A 24,314-nucleotide genomic window follows, 5' to 3' on the forward strand; every position below is an offset into this window, starting at 1 on the left:
GAGATTTGAATGGTGCGCGAGGAATTTATCTTCGTGCATTGGTTGATACGCCTTGGTTGAGAGACAATCTCAACTTATGTATTTGTTAGCATTAGTTAGCGAAAAAGTATCGGCAAAATTATCTATTCTTTATTCTCAAATCCTGATAGCACAGCGTGGCGTTGGCTATACTCCTGTAAGGGCGAAGCATTCAGACGATTAATTATTAGTTTGTACCACAGGCTACTTTGCAAATGCTTCGCCCCTACAACTGTTTTGTTCCCATTTCCGAAACAATGGCCAATTCCACTGTAGAAACAGTTTAAGTTAACTATTGCACACAAGCCCCAACCCAGCCGCGATGGTAAAAGAAATAGCAATTCGCACCACCGGACTAACTAAGCAATTTGAAAGACACGTTGCTGTTAATGATGTTGACTTAGAAATCCAAACAGGTGAAGTTTACGGATTAATTGGTCCCAATGGTGCAGGTAAAACCACCTTAATTCGGATGTTAGCCACTGCTGAAGAACCGACTACAGGTGAAATTTATATTAATGGCGATCGCCTTCTAGGAGATCATAGCAATCTCAAACTTAAATGTCGTCTTGGTTATTTACCCGATGACTACCCATTATATGAAGATTTGACAGTTTGGGATTATTTAGATTATTTTGCCCGTTTGTATCGTTTGCAAGGAAAACACCGTACCCAACGCCTCCACGAAGTTTTAGAACTCATTCAACTGGGTAATAAACGCAATACCATGATTTCTACTCTCTCACGGGGGATGAAACAGCGATTAAGTTTAGCCCGAACTATTATTCATGAACCAATTTTACTCCTTTTAGATGAACCTGTTTCGGGACTTGATCCCATTGCCCGGATGCAGTTTCGGGAAATTATTAAAGCTTTGCAAGAAGCAGGAATGACAATTTTAATTTCCTCCCACGTTCTTAGCGACTTAGCGGAGTTGTGTACATCCGTGGGTATTATGGAACTAGGTTTTTTAGTAGAAAGTTCTTCACTCCAACATCTTTATCAACGTCTTTCCCGACAGCAGATTTTTGTGTCTACTTTGGGCAATATAGATATATTAGTGAGGGAAATTAAAAATCATCCTTTAGTCGAAGAATGGGAGGTAATACCTAGTAAAAATAGCGTGCGCGTCAATTTTTCTGGTAAACCAGAAGATTCTGCGGATTTATTGCGATCGCTTGTCAGTACAGGAATTCCCATCACAGAGTTTCACTGTACCCAAGAAGACCTAGAAACCATTTTCCTCAAATTAGGTCATAAACAAGCATCATAGATAATTTTGGACTTTAGATTTTGGATTTTAGATTTTAGATTTTGGATTTATTGTCAGAATTCAGGAGTATGGTTAACGCCACGCAGTGCTATCAGAATAAAGGATGAAGAACATTTTTCTTTTATCTTCCCTGTTCCCTGTTCCCTAAACCCTTACGATTTATTTTCTGCACAAAGTTAAAAATTGTTCAAAAATAAAACTGCTCAATTTTTGGAGGTCTAGACGATGTTACTAAATTTTATAGACAGAGTGGGCGAATTAAATCCCCAACTATTTCGAGAACTTAAAGGCAGATTAAAAGGCTTTAATCTCATCATTTCTATGGGTTCTTCTTTGTTATTGCAACTCATAGTTTTTCTGTTTCAATTACGAGAATTTCCCGATGAAAACTACTATTTTACAGCATCTTACTGTACTTTAGGAAAACTATACCAACAGCAAGAACAAGAACTTTATAGACAACAAAACTTACTCAGTCAAAAAATATCAAATTATCAACAAATTAACCTAACAGATCCTAGCATAATTCCCAATTTACAAGCCCAACTTAATCAAGTTGAAACTGAACTAAATAATTTACGGAGTTATTTAGTTCAAAACGTTTGTCCTTTAGATAAAATTGACTGGCAATTGTGGTGGCGAGATCATTGGGAATACACATTTTTAACATTGAGTGTAATTTTCATTTTTAGCCTATTAGTTGGCGGGACTTACTTACTCATCAGCGATTTAGCCAAAGAAGAACAACGGGGAACATTGAATTTTATTCGCCTGAGTCCCCAAACAGCAACCAGCATTTTAACAGGAAAAATTCTCGGAGTTCCTAGTTTAATTTATCTCTTTGTTTTGACAGCAATTCCTCTACATTTCTGGGCTGGACATTCTGCAAAAATCGCCTTCAGTTACATTTTCAGTTATTACGCTATTCTTGCAGCTAGTTGTGTTTTCTTCTACAGTGCAGCCCTATTATTTGGTTTAGTTAGTCGCTGGTTTAGCAGCTTTCAACCCTGGTTGGGTAGCGGTGCTGTACTTGTATTCTTGTTGATTACCATGGCCATGGTATCATCCTATGGAGAATTTAATAATCCCCTAACTTGGATTAGATTTTTCGCTCCCTGGGATATTACCAATTATCTATTTCCTAATCTGTTTCGTTCATATCAAGATTCATCAATCAACAAGCTAGAATTTTTCTTTCTACCAATAGGCAAAAGTTTCATTACCTTAGTTGGCTTTCATTTAGTTAATTATGGAATTTGCTCCTATGGTATTTGGCAAGCAATGAAACGCTGCTTTCGGAATGCAGATAGTACAATATTGAGTAAAGGACAAAGTTATTTATTTGTAGGTTTTGCTCAGATCATGTTTTTGGGATTGACTATACCCGGAGTTGATAATCAATACGATGTAGGGATGATATTCCTCACATCTTTATTCAACTTTATCTTAGTGTTGGCTTTAACTATTATCCTTTCACCCCATCGGCAAACTATGCAAGATTGGGCAAGATATAGACATCAAAATCATCGAAATAAATCTTTATTACAAGATTTAGTATTTGGTGCAAAAAGCCCGGCAATTGTGGCAATAGCGATTAATCTATTAATTGCTAGTATTCCCACTATGATTTGGATTGTATTATCCCCTGACAATTTCTATAATGGCAACATGGACAAGAGTAAAGTCATATTAGCTATGGTTTTAGCCTTGAGTTTGATGTTGATTTACGCCACAATTGCTCAACTGATGCTACTGATGAAAAACCCCAAGCGTTATGTATGGGCTGTGGGAACTATAGGTGTAGCCATGTTTCTGCCATCAATTATGCTCTCAGTTTTGGGGATTACTCCATATAAAAATCCCACTTTGTGGTTATTCTCTACCTTCCCTTGGGCAGCGATACAATACACAGAAATAACAACAATTTTCATGGCACTTTTAGCTGATTTCACCGTTGTAGCCCTGTTAAATTTGCAATTAAATCGCAAAATCGGAATTTTAGGAGAATCTGCAACTAAAGCATTATTAGCGGGAAGATAACTGAATAATTCTTGATAATTATTGAATTTATAGCCGCCGATATCCGCGAATAATTTGCGTTTATATGCGGTTATTTTTTTTATATTAATATTTGAAAGTAGGGGTTAAGCGACAGCGCAACCCAACAAAAATATTCATCATGTTGGATTTCCTTGCCTCAACCCAACCTACACAAATAAACATTTATTTAAAACTTGACGATATGATCGTTATGTGCAAATAATCAATCAGAACAAATCAGATCCCCGACTGCTTAGAGAAGTTGGGGATCTGAAGTTTTTGTATTCTTTTAATAATCACCAGAAACTCATGATTAAGGCACTAAAACTACCCCAGAAATTAATGCTGCTTGGTTCAGGAGAACTAGGAAAGGAATTTGTAATCGCTGCTCAACGTTTAGGTAATTATGTGATTGCTGTTGACAGATATGCTAATGCTCCTGCTATGCAAGTAGCTGATTGTGCAGAAGTTATTTCTATGCTGAGTGCTGATGATTTAGAAGTAGTAGTAAATAAACATCAGCCTGATTTTATCATTCCCGAAATTGAAGCTATTAGAACCGAAAAGTTACAGGAATTTGAACAAAGGGGAATTACAGTTATTCCCACAGCAGCGGCTACTAACTACACCATGAACCGCGACAGAATTAGGGAATTAGCCCACAAGGAACTAGGAATTAGAACTGCTAAATATGGTTATGCTGTCACCTTAGAAGAATTAATTACTATTTCTGAAGAAATTGGTTTTCCCAATGTTGTTAAACCTGTGATGTCGTCCTCTGGAAAAGGTCAATCTGTAGTTAATGATAGAACTGAAGTAGAAAAAGCTTGGAATTATGCTATTTCTAATTCTCGTGGTGATAGTCAAAAGGTAATTGTCGAAGAATTTATTAATTTTGAAATTGAGATTACCTTATTGACAATTAAACAATGGGACGCACCCACAATTTTCTGTTCTCCCATTGGCCACCGTCAAGAAAGAGGAGATTATCAAGAATCTTGGCAACCTGCAGCTATTTCTGAAGCTAAAATATTAGCATCTCAAGAAATCGCCAAAAAAGTTACTGATGCTTTGGGAGGTGCGGGAATTTTTGGGGTTGAATTTTTCATCACTAAAGACGAAGTGATTTTTTCCGAACTTTCTCCCAGACCCCATGATACAGGAATGGTGACATTAATTTCCCAGAATTTGAATGAATTTGAATTACATCTGCGAGCGATTTTAGGTTTACCAATTCCCCATATTCAACAGTTAGGATTTTCTGCAAGTGCGGTAATTTTAGCTTCAGAAAAATCTGATTCTATTGCTTTTACTGGTGTAGCTGAAGCTTTAGCAGAAAAAGATGTAGATATTAAATTATTTGGTAAACCTACTGCTCATCCTTATCGTCGCATGGGAGTGGCCTTAGCCAAAGGTAAGGATATTCAGGAAGCGAGAGAAAAGGCCACAAAAGCAGCTAGTCAGGTGAAAATAAGTAAATAGTATTTTGTCAATAGTAAAAGTCCTGAACGGATGAGTATTATATTTGACACTCAATCGTCAGGACTATGATTTTGAGATAAATTTACAAGAATCTAACAGTGATGAAAGTTGACGGGATGGGAAAAAATCTCCCTGGTGTCAATCTTTGGTACTATTATTACCGAACTTATGCAATATTCATCACCTGGTAAAGCAGTTTGTTGACAAGATTATTTTTTGGGTGAAATCAGCATCATCATATTTCGCCCTTCTTTCTTTGGTGCTTGCTGTAGTTCACCAAAAGGCTCTAAATCTGTAGCCATCCGCTTAAGCAAGGTTTCTGCCAAGTCACTGTGTTGAATTTCCCGACCTCGGAACATTACAGTAGCCTTAACTTTATCGCCATCTTTGAGGAAGCGTTCGGCTTGCTTGACGCGCACATTATAGTCGTGTTCTTCTATTTTGTAGCGCATTTTTACTTCTTTCACATCAGCCGTGTGCTGCTTCTTCCGGGCTTCCCGCGCCTTCTTTTCTTGCTCAAACTTATATTTCCCATAGTCCATAATTCGACATACCGGCGGGTCAGCTTTATCACTGATTAGCACCAAGTCCAATTCCTTCTCTTCGGCTAATTGTATGGCTTCTTGGGGGGTTATAATTCCCAGTTGTGCGCCATCAGTGTCAATTACCCGAATTTTCGGGAAGCGAATGCGTTCGTTAATTTGGGGCAGATCACGAGTTCTTTTTTTCTCAATCACAGGCATTATGATTAGTGGCAGCTCTTTAGTTAAGAATTTGGGTTGGTCTTGATTTAGTTAGCTTGGTTGAATATGCCGATTAAGGCAAAATACAAGAGTAACTCAGAATTGAAAAATGAATATCCATCTCCAGTGTAGCTAATTCATACACTAGTTGGAAGTTTGAACATATTTGTTATTCTATTGCTATACAAAACTTGACAAAAACCGGTTCAAAAAATTAATTAATGTAAATTACATGATATTTAACACCAATAACTATGGTTGCAATTTATCCTCATGAATACTTAGAAATCTAAGATATTTAGGGGATGCTTCTAGGATAACAAAATTAGGTATACAGTGGAGATAATCAAATATAATTTAACATATTAGGGAAAAAGAAACAAGGTTAATAATTGCTCAATCACAAAAGAGGGAAAAGTGACGACTGCAATACATTGGCAGCAACGGGTTGGTAATCAAAGAGACTGGGTATGGCGGGGCTGGCAAACTCGTTATACTTATATTCGTCCTGTCAAAGATCATCCAGGACAAACACCATTGATTTTACTACATGGCTTTGGGGCTTCCATTGGTCATTGGCGGCATAATTTAGAGGTATTAGGTAAACACAATACAGTTTATGCTCTAGACATGATTGGATTTGGCGCATCTGAAAAGGCTGCAACTAATTACAATGTAGAATTATGGGTAGAACAAGTTTACGACTTTTGGAAAACCTTTATCGGTCAACCAGTTGTTTTAGTGGGTAATTCCATAGGTTCACTGATTTCTTTAGTAGCAGCGGCTACCCATACTGACATGGTAAAGGGGATTGTGATGATCAGTTTACCAGATCCCAGCCTAGAACAAGAAATGATCCCGACCGCTCTCAAACCCGTGGTTAGGGGTATTAAAAGTATATTGACCTCCAGATTAATATTAAAACCGATATTCTATTTTGTGCGTCGTCCTAGCGTGTTGCGGCGTTGGGCTGGTTTAGCCTATGCTCGTCCTGAAGCAATTAGTGATGAACTGATAGACATCTTAGCAGGACCCCCCCAGGACAGAGGATCTGCCCGTGCTTTTAGAGCCTTATTTAAGGCAACAACAGGGGCTAATTTTAGTCCGAGTGTCAAGAAAATTTTACCAAACTTAACAATTCCCATGTTATTAATTTGGGGGAAAAAAGATCGATTTGTTCCCCCAAAACTAGCGAATCAATTTCTGCGCTACAATGAGAAACTAGAACTAGTATATCTGGAAGATGTGGGTCATTGTCCCCATGATGAATCACCAGAACAGGTTAACGAAGAAATTTTAGATTGGATAGGTAGAATGGGTAACTGGCAATAGGTAAGGAGATGATTAAGTTCTGGAGTAACGGTGGAAAGTTATTCAATATTGACTTCTGTAGTATCAATATCCGTACTTCCGTCAACACCATGAGCGATAGAAACCATTTTAGTGAGAATATCCTGACTGGGAACTTTACCTTTTAATACCACAGTGCTACCCGTTTGAGCAACCCAGAGAGTGTCAATATCATCAAGGTCAGGATCTTGATCAAATGCTAATGCTACGCGCTTTGCTAAACCACTTTGGTCATATTCTCCGTTTAATCCTATTCGTTCTGGGGGAGTTGTTTGTCTATTAACATCAGTTGTGGGATTAACTTGAGTCCTTTCCGATTGTTCTAAACCAAAAAGTCTTTGTAACCAACCCATAAATACTTATCTCCTATCATAATTCACTTCTAATAATAATGGAAGTTCTTAAAAGTAGATATATTTAACCAAGAAAATTTTGGACAAAATCCACTAGTAGTTAGATTTCTAGATAACTTTTCCAGAAGAACTGAATGATTGGAACTATTAAGTTTGACGCTCCCCGCCCTATAGAGGGACGGGGATTCTTGTTTCAATGAGCAACCTTACTCAAACTTGTTACCAAGTCTGAGCAGAGGGTAATCTCTCCACAAGCGTTATTAGTTCCGGTGCGCCCCACCGTACTTAGATCATAGCCAGTTTGTTTTAGTGCTTTTGCTAGAATGTTAATTGCAGCATTGTGGTCACGGTCAAGAATACACCCACATTGACAAACATGAGCAGGACTTACGCAAAATATCTCTCAAACCCTCTTTTCTTCGTTCTCTTCGTTCCTATCCCTGACGGGACGCTCCGCGAACGTGGTTCATTATTCCGTGACTTGTGCGTAAGTCCTAATGAGTTCTAACTGAAAGTGATTTCTTGACGATTTCTCCACAACTAGAACAGTTTTGAGAAGTGTATTGAGGTGCAACTGGTACAACTACACGCCCATAGACTTTACCAAAATATTCTAACCATTGAGTAAACAATGACCATCCAGCATCACTAATTGATTTGGCTAATTTGCTATTCTTAACCATATTTCTCACTTGCAGTTTTTCAAAGGCCACTAAATCGTTAGATCTAACTACGCACAATGCTGTCTTTATAGCAAAGTCTTTACGTTGACGTGATACTTGCAAATGTTTTTTACCAAGACGGTTAATAGCTTTTTTGCGATTATTAGAACCTTTCTTTTTGCGACTAACTTTTTTGTGTAATCGTTTTAAAGACTTTTCTGATTTCCGCAAATACCTGGGATTATCAATTTTATCCCCTTGAGAATCAGTGTAGAAACTGTTAAGACCAACATCTAAACCAACGGTTTTACCAGTTGGATTAACATCAATATTCCGTTCTGCATCTATACAGAATTGAACGTAATATCCATCAGAACGTTTAACTATTCTGATTCTTTTGATTTGCTTAATCTGGTAAAAATGTAAATCCCAAGTTCCAATTAATTTTAGCTGACCAATTCCACATTTATCTATAAAAGTAATGTGTTTTCGGTCATCTAATAGTTTCCATCCTGATGTTTTATATTCAATGGAACGGTTATTCTTTTGAAACTTTGGATAACCCTTCTTACCTGGAACTTTTGCCTTACAATTATCAAAAAATCTTTTAATTGCAAAAGCGGTTCTTTCTGCTGCACTCTGTCTAGCCATGGAATTTAATTTATCAGCAAAATCAAATTCATTAGCTAATACCGCAGTGTATTTATTCAGATCGTAATATTTAACATTTTGATTGTCCATCCAAAAGCGCAAGCACTTATTACGGATGAATTGGGTTATCCGTATAGCCTGAGCAATTTTTTGATATTGCTGTTTTGTGCCTTTGGCTTTAAATTCAAAAACAATCATTTTTTTATTACTAAGTCGACCTGTTTTAAGTATAAAATACTTTAGGGAATTAGTCAATTTCTAAGATTGGTAAAAATGAAACTACCCTCTCTCACGATTAAGCTGCGCTTAATATCCCTTGAAGGGTGTTTAATTTTTACCCGCCTTACATCCCCACCCTGTAGAGAGATGGGGTATTACGGCGTTTTCTGATAAAATAAGAATTAAGACCGACAATTCAGCGTGGTAGAAATTCGCTTCGCACTCATGAGTGCCGGTCTGCGTTCATGCCATGCTTTTTTAGTTGCCGATGAAACATACGCTGTCAGTTATAGTTGAAGATGAAGCGGGAGTTCTATCCCGCATTGCTAGTTTATTTGCACGTCGGGGTTTTAATATTGAAAGCCTTGCTGTCGGTCCTGCGGAGCAAGGAGGAGTATCTCGGATTACAATGGTTGTACCTGGTGATGATCGCATCATCGAACAACTTACCAAGCAACTGTATAAGTTAGTTAATGTTCTCAAAGTGCAAGATATTACAGAAATACCTTGCGTAGAAAGAGAATTGATGCTTCTCAAGGTAAATGCTAATAGCAGTAATCGTTCAGAAATAATTGAATTATCTCAGATTTTCCGGGCGCGAATTGTTGATGTGGCTGAAGATTCTTTGACTTTAGAAGTTGTGGGTGATCCTGGTAAAATGGTAGCGATAGTTCAAGTGCTACAAAAATTTGGACTGAGGGAAATTGCCCGTACAGGTAAAATTTCTCTAACTCGTGAATCAGGTGTAAATACTGAATTACTGAAGTCTTTACAGGTAAAAGTCTAGGGTGATTAAACGCGGATTAAACTTATAGTTAACAATCGAAGTTTCCCGTCCAATTAAGCAGCAGATATGGTGTAACTACTATGTCTGCTGCTATTATTTTGATTTAATCAAGAATTATGTCAACCTGGCGTGACTTAGTGAATGAAAAACTGATAAAAAGTTGATAAACCCCGTCTAAGTTGAAACCTCAAATTTTCAAGATGGATAAGGTTTAGTTCAAAGCAAAAAATAATAACCCATAGATTATGTTCATATTTGGTTGGTAGACATAAATTATATAGCACTCCAATGTGACTAGTGAAGATTTATTTTGGTAAATTATCACCCCAGAGGCAGAAGACACAAGCCCCAAGAATATATTTTGATTAATGAGTTATTGATGCTATGTGATTTGGCATAAATTCCCAGAAAATGATGAAGATATTGAGTAGATTCGCCTGTTATTAAATCCGAACCATTTTTACCATCAAGATTTGTGTTGATAACCAATTTAGAACTTGTCGGATAATCCCTATTATTGATAATTGAATAGGGATAGGGTTATTTACATAAGGAGTTTTTTGAGGTTATTAATCAGAATTTCAGGTGTTTATCCAGTGAAAAAATTCCGTAGATTTTCCTGGAGATACTGATATGAATATCCTATTTTTTGTTTCTCATGTCACTATTCAGAGAACAATTAGAAAATTATCGAGTCAATTAAGTAAAATCAGGAATAGACATTGGTTTATTTGTGATATCACGGTTTTTGCAATGACACCATTGTTAGCATTAGGATTGCGTTTAGATGGTAATCTGAACTTGCAAGAAGATATTTTCCAGTTGGGAATTGCGACAATTTTGTTTTTAGTAGTCAAACTAATTATCTTTTGGAGGGTTGGTTTTTATAGACGCTATTGGAAGTACGCAAGCATCGAAGAAGGGATTTATATAGTCACATTGATGATGGGTGTGGTAGTCATTCAAACGACCCTATTTAATTTATTGGAGATGCTATTAGGTGAACTTCCGCAATCACTGCCAATTTTGGAGGGAATACTATCTTGTATATTTGTGATTTTACTGCGGTTTAGTGTTCGAGTTGTAGAAAGAATAAGCCACAGACAAAAAATATCTAAAAACAGAGAAAGAGTGCTGATCATTGGTGCTGGTAGTGCGGGGGTTTCCCTTGTAGAAGATATGCAAAGAAATCCCCAATTTGGAGCTTATCCCGTAGGATTTATTGATGACGATATCAAAAAACAGAATATACATTTAAGGGGAATTCCCGTATTAGGAAATCGTCAGAAAATTTCTGAAGTTATCAAAACACTAAAAATTCACAAAGTTATCATTGCTATGCCTACAGTTCCTGGACAAACTATTAGAGAAATTGTAGATATTTGTCAAAACAATGGAATGCAACCTAGTACCTTGCCAGGAATCTATGAAATCCTGAATGGTCGTGTAAGAGTAGATAGTGTTAGAGACATCAAAATTGAGGATTTACTCAGACGTGAACCCATTCAGACAGAACTAGAAAGAGTAGCCCAATTTATCAAGAATAAAACAGTATTAATCACAGGTTCAGGAGGATCAATTGGTAGTGAACTATGCCGACAAATTTTACGTTGTCATCCAGCTAAAATTATCCTAATTGGCCATGGAGAAAATTCTGTTTTTAATATCCAACAAGAACTCGAAAAACTGATCCAAATATTGAAAAATAATCATAAATCAGCACCGGATGTTAATATACCACAGATTTATACTTTCATTGCTGATATTAGAGTGCAGTCGAGATTGGAACACGCTTTTGAGAGATTTAAACCGGATGTAATTTTTCATGCTGCGGCTCATAAACACGTTCCTCTGATGGAATTAAATCCCGCAGAAGCAATTACTAATAATGTAATGGGAACGAGAAATTTACTACAAGTAGCATTGCAATATAATGTTGAACATTTTGTGATGATTTCCACAGATAAAGCAGTTAATCCTACTAATGTCATGGGTGCTAGTAAAAGAGTAGCAGAAATGTTAGTTTTACAAGCTGCAAAAGAAAGTGGTAAATCCTATGTAGCTGTGCGTTTTGGGAACGTTTTAGGAAGTCGTGGTAGTGTAGTTCCTACGTTCCAAAAACAGATTTTAGCAGGGGGACCAATTACAGTTACTCATCCTGATATTTGCCGATATTTCATGACCATACCGGAAGCAGTTCAACTAGTTTTGCAAGCATCTATCCTGGGTCGTAGTGGTGAAGTTTTAATGTTAAATATGGGTGAACCGGTGAAAATTGTAGATTTAGCGAAAGCATTAATTCATCTTTCGGGATATGAAGTTAACAAAGATATTGACATAGTATTTACAGGTTTAAGACCAGGAGAAAAGCTATTTGAGGAATTGTTTATTGAGGGGGAAGAGTATGAGAAGACTGAACACGAAAAACTATTAGTTGTGAAAAATGCAAGTCGGATTATTCCTAATTCTTTGAATATTACTGTAGAAAAATTGCTAGGAGTAGCTGCCAGAAATGATACCAATTCTATTATTTTATTGCTGTCGCAATTGGTAGCAGGTTACAAACCGAAATTCCCCGAAGAAAGCAGTTTATTAGATGCAGCTAAATATGCAAATCAGACCTCCCATAGGCCGGTAAATATTTTAGCAAATATCGAGCCAACAGGTGCATAAACACTCTTCATAGTTTAAATCAATCTCAATGAAAATCATGCAATTAAGTAATAAAGTTCAGATCAAAGATTTTCCCAAATCAAACTATTTATCTTCCCTCAAAAAAACAGTGAGAACTTTTGTGAGAAGAAAATGTGATTGGTCAATAGGAATTTATACAGGGGAATCACCTTTTCAATTAAGTTCTCCAGAGAATATCAAAAATCCGGTTTTGACGGCCAAAGATGTTACAGATATACCAGCAGACTTAGTTGCTGATCCATTTATGGTTTGTGAGAATGGAGTTTGGTATATGTTTTTCGAGGTACTAAATAGTTTGAATTTTAAAGGAGAGATAGGACTTGCAACTAGCAAAGATGGCTTGAATTGGCGTTATGAACAAATCATAATTAGGGAAGATTTTCATTTATCTTATCCTTATGTATTCAAGTTCCAAAATGAATACTATATGATTCCAGAAAGCTATAAAGCCAATGCAATTAGGCTATATAAAGCAGTTGAATTTCCTACTAGATGGACATTAGTTAAAACCTTACTAGAAGGCAGCGATTATGTAGATTCTTCAATTTTCAATTTCCATGATCAATGGTGGATGTTTACGACATCTCCCCAGGGTAATATACTGCATCTTTACTATGCTGATGAATTAATGGGAAATTGGGTCAAGCATCCTCAAAGTCCTTTAATAGAAGGAAATTTTCATATATCCAGACCGGGAGGAAGGGTAATAGTATCTGATGGCAAGATTTTCCGATATACACAGGATGTGGTGGGTTTTTATGGTAATCAAGTTAGGGCTTATGAAATTACCAATTTGACAACTACTAACTATGAAGAAAAAGAGATCATCCATAATCCAGTGATTAAAGGAAGTGGTGCAGGTTGGAATAAAATTGGTATGCACAATATTGATCCACATCAACTTGATAATGGTAAATGGATAGCTTGTGTGGATGGTTATCAAATAGTTTTTGTATTTGGCATAGCAGAAAGAAAAAGAATTAAGATTATGACGAAAGCCAATGCCAAAAAATAAAGACATAACCCTACGTCGTAATTTTTCTTGGACTTTCATTGGTAATCTAATTTATTCAGGTTGCCAATGGGGAATGTTAGTAGTTTTAGCTAAACTTGGTAATCCAGAAATGGTAGGGACATTTACTTTAGGATTAGCAGTAACAGCCCCAGTCATGATGTTTAGTAATCTCCAATTACGAGATATTCAAACAACAGATGCTAAAAATCATTATCTTTTCAATGATTATTTAGGTTTAAGATTGATCACCACAGGGTTAGCATTACCAATAATCTTATGGATTACCTTAGCGACAGGATATAAAGATGAGACAGCAATAGTCATAATTTTGATTGGTTTTGCTAAAGGATTAGAATCAATTAGCGATGTTTTTTATGGACTGCTTCAGAAACATGAAAAAATGGATCGCATGGCCATATCTGTAATGATGAAAGGTCCTTTATCTTTACTGATGTTAAGTATAGGTACTTATATATCAGGTAGTATTATTTGGGGGGTTTTGGGGTTAGTCATAGCTTGGGCTTGTATTTTATTGATCTGGGATATCCCTAGTTATCGGTGGTTGATTAATAAATTTACATCAGAAGGTGAAATTCCTGATTCTCTGGAGGGAAAGACAGCAAAACCTCGGTGGCAATTAGGAACTATCAGGAAGTTAATTTGGTTATCCTTGCCTTTGGGTTTGGTAATGATGTTGATTTCCCTGAATGCTAATATTCCTCGTTATTTTCTCGAACATTCTTTAGGAAAAAAAGAACTCGGTGTATTTGCTGCCCTTGCGTACCTGATAGTGGCAGGAAACATGGTAATCAGTGCATTAGGTAGCGCAGCCCGTCCTAGACTGGCAAAATACTACGCTGGGGGGAACGTTAGCGCGTACCAAAAACTTCTCCTCCAACTTGTTGCTATTGCTTGTCTGTTGGGGTTGTCCGGTATTTTAGTCGCTTGGGTTGCTGGTGGGCAAATCTTAACTATTGTTTACCAACCAGAATACGCTAAATATACTGAGCTTCTGATTTGGTTAATGGTGACAGCGGGAATTGGGTATGTTTCCTCCTTTCTCGGTGAAGGAATGACCGCTGCTAGATATTTCCGTACGCAAATTCCATTGTTCATTATAGTCACCAGTACATCTGCGATCGCTTCCTTCTGGTTTATTCCTAAAAATGGACTCAAAGGGGCAGCAATAGCACTGATGATAGCCGAAATAGTTCGCATAATTTTTACATTAGGAGTCATATTTCATGCCGTACATCGCATCCAAAGATATCAAACACACAGATAGAGAAATTACTCAAAAAACTCGGCGCATTCTTCATGTTTTAGGGGGTATGAATCGGGGGGGGATTGAAACTTGGCTAATGCAAATTTTACAGCATATAGACCGCGATCGCTTCCAAATGGATTTTTTAGTCCATAGCACAAAACCCGGTGCTTATGACCAAGAAGCACGCGCTCTCAACAGTCAAATTATTACCTGTCCCTATCCCTCTCGACCTTGGATTTACGTTCCCAAATTTCGCCAGATTTTGCGTGAACATGAACCCTATGATATTATTCATAGTCATGTACATCTCTTCAGTGGTAATATTTTGCGTCTAGCTGCTCAAGCAGGTATACCATGTCGCATTGCTCACTGTCACACAGATACATCAGCTATAGCCACGAAAGGGGGACTTTATCGCCGCTTATATTATACCTGGATGAAATCTTGGATTAACCGCTATGCAACTATGGGTTTAGGAATCAACAACCAAGCGGTAGCAGCCTTATTTGGTTCGAGTGACAAATCTAACCCCCGTTGGCAAGCTATTAATTATGGTCTGGATATCACCCCTTATGCAGATAAAATTGATGCAGCCGCTATCCGGGCTGAACTTGGTATCCCTACGGATACTTTTGTAATTGGTCACATAGGTAGATTTGTTGAAGTAAAAAACCATACCTTTATCCTTGATATTGCCGCAGCAGTAGTCAAAAGAGAACCGAAAATGCGTCTTTTGTTAGTAGGAGAGGGTTCACTGCGATCGCAAATAGAACAAAAAGCTTCAGAATTAGGCTTAACGGATCATGTTATCTTTACAGGTGTTCGTGCTGATGTTGCCCGATTAATGCGAGGTGCTATGGATGTATTCCTGTTCCCATCCCTTTTTGAAGGATTAGGAAATGTACGGTTAGAAGCACAGTGCGCGGGATTACCTGCCGTAATTTCCGATGTTGTTCCCGAGGAAGGTGATGTAATTAAACCCCTAGTGCAGCGACTTTCTTTAAGTGAATCAGCGGATACTTGGGCAGAAGCAATTTTAACTTGGAAAAATAAAGTCCCAGGGATTAATCAAACTGAGGCTTTAAAAATCATGAAAGACAGTAATTTCAACATTGAAAAAGCCGTCAAACAATTAGAACAGATTTATCAAAATTAAATATTCAACAACATAGTTTTATGAATCAACAGTCTCTTCACAGGAAAACAATTTATCCTGATAGTTTAATAATTTCCGTTTTCTTTTGTCTGCTTGTATTGCTAGGATTTCTGCCAACTACAAATCAATTTTTGCACTGGTTTATTATTCCAGTAACATTGAGTGGAATTGTCATTGGTATTGACGCTGTGCAATGGTTTCGGGGGAGATTAAATATCTTTTCTCCCGTAGGCGTTATGGGTTTATTAGGTGTTCATTTTTTCTTCTTAGCACCCCTACTTCATGTTAGTTGGAATAATTGGTTAGGTAGTGATTTAATACCACCTCCAGACTGGCGACCCTGGGTAGGTGGAATGGCAATTCTCAACTTATTAGGTATTTTAATTTATCGCGTTTCTAGAAATATAGATTTTTCTGAATTTTTTCAAAAAAGATCAATTAATCAAAGGGGAAATCAAAAAACAATTTGGATGATTAATAAACAACGTTTTCCTTTAATTGTGGGGATAGGACTAATTGTTTGTTTAGTTTTACAAATATTAGTTTATAGCCAGTATGGAGGGTTAATTGGTTATATCAATGCTTTCGCAGATAAACAAACCGAAGCCGGAGTAGGACAAGGTTGGTTATTAATGATTTGTGAAAGTTTTCCTAATTTAGCAATGATGGCATTTTCTGTCTATGCTAAAGATAAAAAAAGATTACAAACATGGCCTGTATTGATTACAGTTTTGGTCATATTTTTTGTAATTAAATTACTATTTGGTGGCTTGCGAGGTAGTCGTAGTAATACAATATGGGCATTATTTTGGGCGGCGGGAATGATTCATTTTTGGCTGAGGAAAATTAATAAAAAACAAATCCTCATGGGCATGATATTTTTCATATTTTTCATGTACTTTTATGGATTTTTAAAATCAGGGGGAACTGAAGGATTTGAAACTGCCTTACAGGGAGCAGAAGCTAGGGAAGAATACACAGCAGAAAATGGGAGAACTTGGGAGAACTTATTATTAGGAGATTTAGGAAGAACCGATGTTCATGCTTATATGCTATATAGATTAATGGACGATGATAGTGATTACCAATATGCTTGGGGACGAACTTATTATTCAGCATTTGCTCTTTTAATTCCCCAACAACTTTGGCCTTATCCCGAAAAACCACCAAATAAATCGAAAGAAGGAACAGACCTACTTTATGGTATGGGTTCTTATATTCCTGGAGTGTGGGTATCCTCCAAAGTTTACGGAATTGCTGGAGAAATAATGCTAAATTTTGGACCCTTTGCTGTACCTTTTTCTTATATTGTTCTGGGGATAGTTGTTGGATTAATTCAACGTTCTTTGGCAGGGTATTCAAAAGTAGATACTCGCTTACTGTTGCTACCAATGTTAATCAATTTCAGTTTTACAATTTTGATAGGTGACTTGGATAATCTTATATATTTTTTAATCACTGTTGGTGGTGTTCCTTCTCTGGTAATTTTTAGCAGTTCTGACAGAAAAATACTCCTCTCTCAACCTCCTCTTATCAATGAGAGAAAACAAACTTCCCTTTATAACTAAATGACCAATTACCCATGAGCAATTACCTATGTTAAAAATTCTTCATTTAATTAACAGTTTAAATAGAGGTGGAATTGAAATGTGGCTACTTTCTATGCTGCGACAAATTCCCAGAAACCAATATCAGATGGATTTCTGTTGTAAAGGACAAAATGTAGGTGCATTAGCAAATATTGCAGAAGAATTAGGTGCAAAAGTATTTCATTGTCAATTAAATTTTGCTCATTTTGGCTTTATTAACAATTTAAAACGGATTATCATAGAGGGAAATTACCAGATTCTCCATAACCATTTAGAGGCTTATAGTGGTCTTGGTACTTGGCTAGGTAATGAATTAGGAATCCCAGTGATTACCTCCTTTCATAATACGAAATTTTTTACTCCCCAAACACCATTAACTCGTCGTTTTGTAATTCGAGAATTACGGTCAATTTATGCAAAATTTAGTATTCGCTACGCATTGGAAAATTCTCATTTAGTTACAGGTTGTTCTCAGGGAGTAATTGATAGTTTGACAGGTTTTAATCAGAACATAAAAAATTCCGGTCTTGTTTTAAATTATGGTGTGAATATTCCCGATTTAGCAACACCTGAGAAATGGAAAGAGTTGCGTAATTCCTTTGGTTGGACTGAAGACACCCCGATTATTCTTCATGTCGGAAGATTGATAGAACAAAAAAATCATTTAGGATTACTTTCTATATTCCAAAAAGTTGTAGAAAAGATTCCTACAGCCAAACTGTTGTTAGTAGGAGAAGGTCCATTACGAGGATTAATTACAGAAAATATCACTAAACTTGGACTTATAAATGCAGTTAAGTTAATCGGACTGCGTGACGATATTCCGGCATTAATGACTTGTGCTAACGTTTTTTTATTTCCCTCTTTTCATGAAGGATTTGGGCTAGTTGCTATTGAAGCTAATGCAGCAGGATTGCCAATTGTTGGTTCAAAAATCCCCGGTTTAATAGAAGCGGTCAAAGATCGAGAAACAGGGATTTTACATGAAGTAGAAGACCTAGAAGGCATGGCTAAATCAACGATTGACATCATCAATAATCGCCAATATGCTCAAGACCTTGCTCAGGCTGGAAGAGCTTGGATAAAAAGTAAATATTCCACGGAAAATAGTGCCAAAGGACTAATAGAAATTTACCATAATTGCCTAATCAAAACATAAAAATTAAGCTTAAAAAAATGGATGTATTAGTAACAGCCAGCGCCCACTTTGGAATCACAAGTGATGGTATACTGTGGACTCCAAATCAATCATTAGATTATCACTTCTGGTCTCGATATTTAGACGTATACGATGAAGTTAAGATATTAGCACGAGCAAAACCGTATCAATTACTACCATCGGGCTGGAATCAAGCTTCAGGACCAGGAATCAAAGCGATACCTTTACCCGACTATCAAGGCGGATCAGGCTTAGTAAAAAACTATACTCATATCAAAAAAACTGCGATCGCTGCGTTAGCGAATACACAAGCCGTACAAATGCGTTTATCCTGTGATATCGGTGCAATTGTCTGGCGGTGTTTAGCATCTTCAAGACCTTATGGCATAGAAGTAGTTAATGATCCTTATGATGTCTTTGCCCCTGGTGCTTACAAGCATCCTTTGAGAGCAGTTTTTCGGAGATGGTCAACGTGGCAATTACAACGTCATACTGCCAATGCTACCGCTGCTGCTTATGTAACAGAATACTCATTACAAAAGCGATATCCGCCAAAAAACGGGGCATTTTCCACTTATTTCTCCAGTATTGATTTACCCAACTCAGCCTTTGCGGCTGCACCGCGAGAGCCAAGAACAGGTATAAAAACATTTACGCTTGTTAGCGTAGGTACATTAGCGCAACTTTACAAAGCACCAGATATTTTAATTAAAGCCATTGCAGTTTGTGTACAAGAAGGGTTAGATCTACAACTAATTTGGGTAGGAGATGGTAAGTACAAATCAGAATTGCAAACATTGGCAGCGGAAAAAGGTATAAATAAGCGAGTCACATTTTGCGGATATTTATCCACCAGAGAGCAAGTAATTGAGCAATTGGATCAAGGTGATCTTTTCGTTCTCCCATCATACCAGGAAGGCTTACCAAAAGCCATGATTGAAGCCATGGCGCGGGGGCTACCTTGTATTGGCTCAAATGTAGGGGGTATTCCCGAATTATTACCAGAAGAGGATATGGTTAACCCTGGTTGTCACATAGCACTGTCACATAAAATCCGAGAAGTTGTCACTAACCCATACCGTTTAGCAACTATGTCAATTTCCAATTTAGAAAAAGCCAAAAATTACAGAGAAGATATTTTGCAAAAACGCCGAATTAAATTCTACAACCATGTCAAAGAACAAACGCAGACATGGTTATCAAGCCAGACAAAATCCTTTTAAATTATCTATCAACCTCTAAATAAAAATGAATAAAATTTTAATAGTAACAACAATTCCTAGCACTATTAATGCCTTTCTTTTACCTTTTGTCGAACATTTCCGGTCTCATGGTTGCAAAGTAGATGCAATGGCGCGGGGAATCAGTGTAAACGCTCAATGTTTAGCCGCATTTGATCAAGTCTGGGATATAGAATGGTCAAGAAATCCCCTAAATCCATTGAATTTAATAGCTGCTCCTCAGATGATTCAGAAAATAGTTGAAAAAGAGAAATATGATATAGTTCATGTTCACACACCAGTAGCAGCTTTCGTGACTCGCTATGCTTTAAAAAACCTGAAAAAGCAACTTAATACAAAAGTCATTTATACAGCCCATGGTTTTCATTTCTACGAAGGAGGTAAAGCTTTGAAAAATGCTTTATTCCTATTTTTAGAAAAATTAGCTGGCTATTGGACGGACTATTTAGTAGTAATTAATCGTGAAGATCAAGCAGCCGCTCAAAAATACAAACTTGTCTCATCAGAACGGCTTAATTATATGCCAGGAATTGGCGTAAATTTGCAATATTACAAAGCTGATTCTATCTCTTTAGAAGATATTGAGAAATTACGTCAAGAATTAGGACTAACAGCAAACACTAAATTGCTGTTATCAGTAGCTGAATTTATTCCCCGAAAAAGATTGTCAGATATCTTAAAAGCCTACTGTAATTTAAACAGACCTGAAACCTGTTTAGTTTTTGCTGGAGACGGAGTATTAATGGAGGAAATGCAGCAGTTAGCAATTAAATTAAATATTCAAAATCAAGTCCGATTTTTAGGAATACGTCGGGATATTCCTATTTTAATGCGTACCGCAGCAGCCACAATTTTAGTTTCCGAGCAAGAAGGTTTACCCAGATGTGTAATGGAAGCTATGTCCTTAGAAACTCCAGTAATTGGTACAAATATTCGCGGAACTAGAGACTTATTAGAAAATGGGTGTGGTTTACTTGTAGAAGTGAGTGATATAGAGGGAATAACAAAAGCCATGACATGGATATTAGATCATCCAGAAAAAGCGAGAATTATCAGTAAAAAAGGACGAGAAAAAATAGCTGATTATGACATAAACCAAATTATTAAAATGCACACAGCTTTATACACTCAAGTTCAAAAACTCGATCTATAGTGATTCACAAACATTAAAAAATCCGCAATAATTATGAACAAATATCCGGTATTATTAGCTCTTTTTATCTGCATTTTTATAGTTTTCCAAAATGGAGTATTTCCACAAAACTTATCTGCATTAGCAACAAGAAAAGTTATTAATAACGAAAGAGGATTTTACTATGTATTTCCTTATAATGATCAGTGGTCAAAAGTTGGAGCTTATATAGGATTAGCTCATTATGATAGTTTTGAAGCCATGAATCAAGAAGCTATTAGAGGAATTCAGGGTCGTTTTCAACACTTTCATTCTCAGGATGAAAATAAATATGCTTATTTTCCCTATGCTGAATTAAAGGAATATGAAACTGACGAATTAAATCAAAATCATCCACCATTATGGATTACTGCTAAGTATAAAAATCAAAAAAAACCTGTAATTTTTGAATGGTTGTCAAAAGAAAAAGCCCAAGGTGTGAATTTTACTGATGAACGTTATATAAATTTCTTTATTAAAAAATATGTCCGTAATAAACTACAAAAAAATTCCTATCAAAATATTTGGTTAGGATTGGATAACTGCGCTTTTAATTACAATTTATATGGTGTATTTGATGAAAAAAATAATTTTATAAATAACGTTAAATGGGAGAAACCATTTCCCCAAAATAATCAAGAGTTTTTGCAATCTGTCAAGCATTTTTTCAAACGAATTAAAGAATTAGCACCAGATATTAAAATTATTTGTAATGAGGGGAGTATTGCTGATGAAACTCAGTATAATCAAATATTTGCGAATACAGATGGAGTTATTTTAGAAGATTTTCTTGGTGAGATATATAATCAAGATGGAAATTATTCTAGAGATAAAATTTATCAGATTTATTTGCGAATGAAAAATTTTGCAACCAACAAAGTACAAATTTATCAACCTCATACACACGACCGAGATGAACTTATTCATGATATGTACCTTGGATATTTAATTTTTGGTGGAGAAAATCGGTTTTTAAGTATGGATAATGATCAAAGTCAAGAGATTGATCCAAAACGATATATAGAAATTAAAAATGCTTTGGGTAATCCAACTTCTTCAGCAACAGACCAACAGGAAATAAATAAAAGTAAAGGATATCGTCTTTATTCAAGAACTTATGAAGGAGGAATTATATATTTTAATCTCACGGGAAAAACGCAAACCATAAAATTAAAATCAGGACAGAAATATTTTGATGAAGATCGTCGTTTAGTAACAAGCATTGTCATTCAAGATAAAACAGCCAAATATGTAGTTTTTAGTCCACAATTCAAAGCCGAAAAACCTGTTATTAGTCCGGTTAAAGACGGAATAATCACCGGTGAAGTTCTTGTTAATATCGAGAGTAAAATACCTAATGCAACTATTAGATATACTATTGATAATAGCGAACCAAATCAAAATTCTCCAATTTATACTAGTCCGATTAAACTAACTAAAAGTGCTATGGTAAAAGCTAAAGTGTTTAGTCCTAATGGTTCTACAAGTTGGACATCAAATACTTATTATAGTATGACCAATAAATTACCGCAAGTTGAATTTAATGTAAGTGCAGCCAGTGGAAGTGAATTTTTAAATATGGATTATCCTTTAGTAAAACTAAATTACATGAGTGGGAAAACAGTAACTGTTAATTATTCAGTTATAGGGGGTACAGCTAAGAATGATGGTATAGATTATAAATTAGGAAATGGTCAGTTGACATTTAAAGCTGGAGAACAGTACAAATATTTACCAATACCAATTATTAATGATGATCAAAAAGAAAATAATGAGACTATTAAAATTAAGCTTTATCAACCAATTAATGCCAAGTTAGGAAATAAAAATTTATATACTTATACAATTAAAGATAATGATTAAAGCTATTGACAATATGGCTATATTATCTTTTGTATTTTCGCTATATTTTTAATAAGGGTTTTGTTTCGCGCACAGGTGCAAAGACGCAAAGAATAATATAAATATCTGATAGCGTAGCGTAAGCCATATCAGGATTTATTAAGATTAACAGAGTAGAAAAACATGAGAAATAGCGAATCACAAACTAGGAATTATAATCAATCTTACCTAAGATGGATTAGCAGATTTATCAAATTAGTATTAGATAGATTTGTCGCTTTTATCGGCATAATTTTTCTTTTTCCTATTCTGATAATTGTAGCAGGTGCTATTTATTTGCGTATGGGGAGTCCAGTTTTATTTATCCAACCCCGTCCAGGTAAAAATGCTCGGATTTTTAATTTCTATAAATTCCGCACCATGACTAACGAAAAGGACGCAAAAGGTAATTTATTACCTGACGAAAAACGCTTAACATCCTTTGGTGATTTTATCCGCAAAACCAGCTTAGACGAACTTCCTCAATTGTGGAATGTTTTTAAGGGTGATATGAGTTTTGTGGGTCCACGTCCTTTGCGTGTGCAATATCTTGAACTTTATACTCCTGAACAAGCTCGTCGTCACGATGTTTTACCAGGAATTACAGGACTAGCTCAAATTAATGGTCGTAATGCTATTAGCTGGGAAACAAAATTTAACTTGGATATTTGGTATATTGACAATTGGAATCTTTGGCTAGATTTGAAAATTCTTCTATTAACATTTTGGAAAGTCCTGAAGCGTGAAAATATCAGTCAGGAAGGATATGCAACTGCGCCGGATTTTAAAGGTCAGGAATAAATAAATCAGGGCTAAAGCCCTGATTACAAACATGAGATCATATCTTGATGTGAAATTTCCGTAAGTCTTATAGATATCAACTCAAGGATGGGAATTTTATGGACAAAGTTGTTATTTTTGGTAACAGTTTTTTCGCAGAAACTATTTACTTTTATCTCCAGCATGATTCAGATTATCAATTAATTGCGTTTACCGTTGATGAATCTCATATTCAATCAGAAAGTTTCCATGATTTACCAGTTGTGGCTTATGAAAAACTTGAAAAATATTATCCACCAACTGAATACAAGTTGTTTATTCCTCTCGGTTATGAAAGATTGAACAAGCTACGGGCAGAAAAATATTATAATGCCAAAAATAGAGGATATGGTTTCATTTCCTATATCAGTTCTAAGGCTGATTATCATAATATATCTGTAGGTGAAAACTGTTTGATTTTAGAAAAAAGTATCATAGAACCTCAAGTGACTATTGGTGATAATTGTATTCTTGCGGGTGGTAATCATATTGGACATCATTCGATAATTAATAATCATTGTTTCATTGCTTCTCATGTTGTCTTTGGTGGAAGAGTAGTTGTAGGAGAATACAGTTTTATTGGCATGAATGCTACTATTAGAAATGCCATAAATATTGGCAAAGAAAATATTATTGGTGCCGGGTCAATAATTCTTACCAATACGGAAGATCAAGCAGTTTACTCCCCAGGAGAAACTCCAAAATTTCAAGTTCCTAGCAATCTTATCCATATTTAAAGGAGAA

The 24,314-nt window shown here is 36.1% G+C and carries 18 protein-coding genes and 1 pseudogene; 16 read left to right on the top strand and 3 right to left on the bottom strand.

All coding sequences use genetic code 11. The features are described from left to right. The first annotated feature begins 340 nt into the window (after nucleotides 1-340). The 3 genes from H6G25_RS07470 (at nucleotide 341) to purT (ending at nucleotide 4,813) form a co-directional block, all read left to right on the top strand. Nucleotides 341-1,291, top strand: coding sequence for an ABC transporter ATP-binding protein (locus H6G25_RS07470; RefSeq protein WP_190391934.1), 951 nt, complete (start codon nucleotides 341-343; stop codon nucleotides 1,289-1,291). Between the two features lie 225 nt (nucleotides 1,292-1,516). Next, complete coding sequence (locus tag H6G25_RS07475) at nucleotides 1,517-3,331, top strand: ABC transporter permease (protein WP_190391935.1); 1,815 nt, start codon at nucleotides 1,517-1,519, stop codon at nucleotides 3,329-3,331. A 309-nt stretch (nucleotides 3,332-3,640) separates the two neighbouring features. Continuing rightward, nucleotides 3,641-4,813, top strand: a complete 1,173-nt coding sequence (gene purT / locus H6G25_RS07480) for a formate-dependent phosphoribosylglycinamide formyltransferase (RefSeq protein ID WP_190391936.1) — start codon at nucleotides 3,641-3,643, stop codon at nucleotides 4,811-4,813. Between the two features lie 209 nt (nucleotides 4,814-5,022). Here purT and infC read toward each other — a convergent pair whose 3' ends face one another. Continuing rightward, nucleotides 5,023-5,556 carry a translation initiation factor IF-3 gene (infC, locus tag H6G25_RS07485; RefSeq protein ID WP_015083285.1) on the bottom strand — a complete coding sequence of 178 codons (534 nt, stop codon included), beginning with the start codon at nucleotides 5,554-5,556 and terminating at the stop codon, nucleotides 5,023-5,025. 417 nt (nucleotides 5,557-5,973) lie between these two features. Here infC and H6G25_RS07490 point away from each other — a divergent pair, with 417 nt between their 5' ends. Further along, a complete protein-coding gene (locus H6G25_RS07490) occupies nucleotides 5,974-6,888 on the top strand; it encodes an alpha/beta fold hydrolase (protein ID WP_190391937.1) in 915 nt (304 codons plus the stop codon). A 38-nt stretch (nucleotides 6,889-6,926) separates the two neighbouring features. Here H6G25_RS07490 and H6G25_RS07495 read toward each other — a convergent pair whose 3' ends face one another. Then, entirely contained in the window at nucleotides 6,927-7,259 is a 333-nt protein-coding gene (locus H6G25_RS07495; protein WP_190391938.1) for a BON domain-containing protein, read from the bottom strand. Between the two features lie 497 nt (nucleotides 7,260-7,756). Next, a pseudogene (locus H6G25_RS07500) lies at nucleotides 7,757-8,770 on the bottom strand (transposase); the annotation flags it as partial. A 289-nt stretch (nucleotides 8,771-9,059) separates the two neighbouring features. Here H6G25_RS07500 and ilvN point away from each other — a divergent pair. The 12 genes from ilvN to H6G25_RS07560 all read left to right on the top strand — a co-directional run bounded on the left by ilvN (nucleotide 9,060) and on the right by H6G25_RS07560 (nucleotide 24,307). Further along, on the top strand, nucleotides 9,060-9,578 hold the full coding sequence (gene ilvN / locus H6G25_RS07505; protein ID WP_028084672.1) for an acetolactate synthase small subunit: 519 nt from the start codon (nucleotides 9,060-9,062) through the stop codon (nucleotides 9,576-9,578). Between the two features lie 633 nt (nucleotides 9,579-10,211). Further along, complete coding sequence (locus H6G25_RS07510) at nucleotides 10,212-12,251, top strand: nucleoside-diphosphate sugar epimerase/dehydratase (RefSeq protein ID WP_190391940.1); 2,040 nt, start codon at nucleotides 10,212-10,214, stop codon at nucleotides 12,249-12,251. Nucleotides 12,252-12,288: 37 nt separating this feature from the next. Then, a complete protein-coding gene (locus tag H6G25_RS07515) occupies nucleotides 12,289-13,287 on the top strand; it encodes a hypothetical protein (protein ID WP_190391941.1) in 999 nt (332 codons plus the stop codon). Next, complete coding sequence (locus tag H6G25_RS07520; protein ID WP_190391942.1) at nucleotides 13,274-14,572, top strand: oligosaccharide flippase family protein; 1,299 nt, start codon at nucleotides 13,274-13,276, stop codon at nucleotides 14,570-14,572. The genes H6G25_RS07515 and H6G25_RS07520 overlap by 14 nt, the downstream gene beginning before the upstream one ends. Continuing rightward, entirely contained in the window at nucleotides 14,532-15,710 is a 1,179-nt protein-coding gene (locus H6G25_RS07525) for a glycosyltransferase family 1 protein (protein WP_190391943.1), read from the top strand. The genes H6G25_RS07520 and H6G25_RS07525 overlap by 41 nt, the downstream gene beginning before the upstream one ends. Nucleotides 15,711-15,730: 20 nt before the next feature. Then, entirely contained in the window at nucleotides 15,731-17,278 is a 1,548-nt protein-coding gene (locus H6G25_RS07530) for a hypothetical protein (RefSeq protein WP_190391944.1), read from the top strand. A gap of 28 nt (nucleotides 17,279-17,306) precedes the next feature. Then, nucleotides 17,307-18,458: a glycosyltransferase family 4 protein gene (locus tag H6G25_RS07535; RefSeq protein WP_190391945.1), complete on the top strand. Its 1,152-nt coding sequence runs from the start codon at nucleotides 17,307-17,309 to the stop codon at nucleotides 18,456-18,458. A gap of 17 nt (nucleotides 18,459-18,475) precedes the next feature. Next, nucleotides 18,476-19,681, top strand: coding sequence for a glycosyltransferase family 4 protein (locus tag H6G25_RS07540; protein ID WP_190391946.1), 1,206 nt, complete (start codon nucleotides 18,476-18,478; stop codon nucleotides 19,679-19,681). Nucleotides 19,682-19,706: 25 nt separating this feature from the next. Beyond that, on the top strand, nucleotides 19,707-20,852 hold the full coding sequence (locus H6G25_RS07545) for a glycosyltransferase family 4 protein (RefSeq protein ID WP_190391947.1): 1,146 nt from the start codon (nucleotides 19,707-19,709) through the stop codon (nucleotides 20,850-20,852). A 33-nt stretch (nucleotides 20,853-20,885) separates the two neighbouring features. Next, entirely contained in the window at nucleotides 20,886-22,733 is a 1,848-nt protein-coding gene (locus tag H6G25_RS07550) for an FN3 associated domain-containing protein (protein ID WP_190391948.1), read from the top strand. A 162-nt stretch (nucleotides 22,734-22,895) separates the two neighbouring features. Then, nucleotides 22,896-23,552, top strand: coding sequence for a sugar transferase (locus tag H6G25_RS07555; protein ID WP_190391949.1), 657 nt, complete (start codon nucleotides 22,896-22,898; stop codon nucleotides 23,550-23,552). Nucleotides 23,553-23,650: 98 nt separating this feature from the next. After that, the gene (locus tag H6G25_RS07560) at nucleotides 23,651-24,307 is read left to right on the top strand and encodes an acetyltransferase (protein ID WP_190391950.1); all 657 of its coding nucleotides are present in this window, start codon (nucleotides 23,651-23,653) and stop codon (nucleotides 24,305-24,307) included. Nucleotides 24,308-24,314: the final 7 nt, after the last annotated feature.

The organism is Dolichospermum sp. FACHB-1091, from assembly GCF_014697585.1.
Taxonomy (GTDB): Bacteria; Cyanobacteriota; Cyanobacteriia; order Cyanobacteriales; family Nostocaceae; genus Dolichospermum.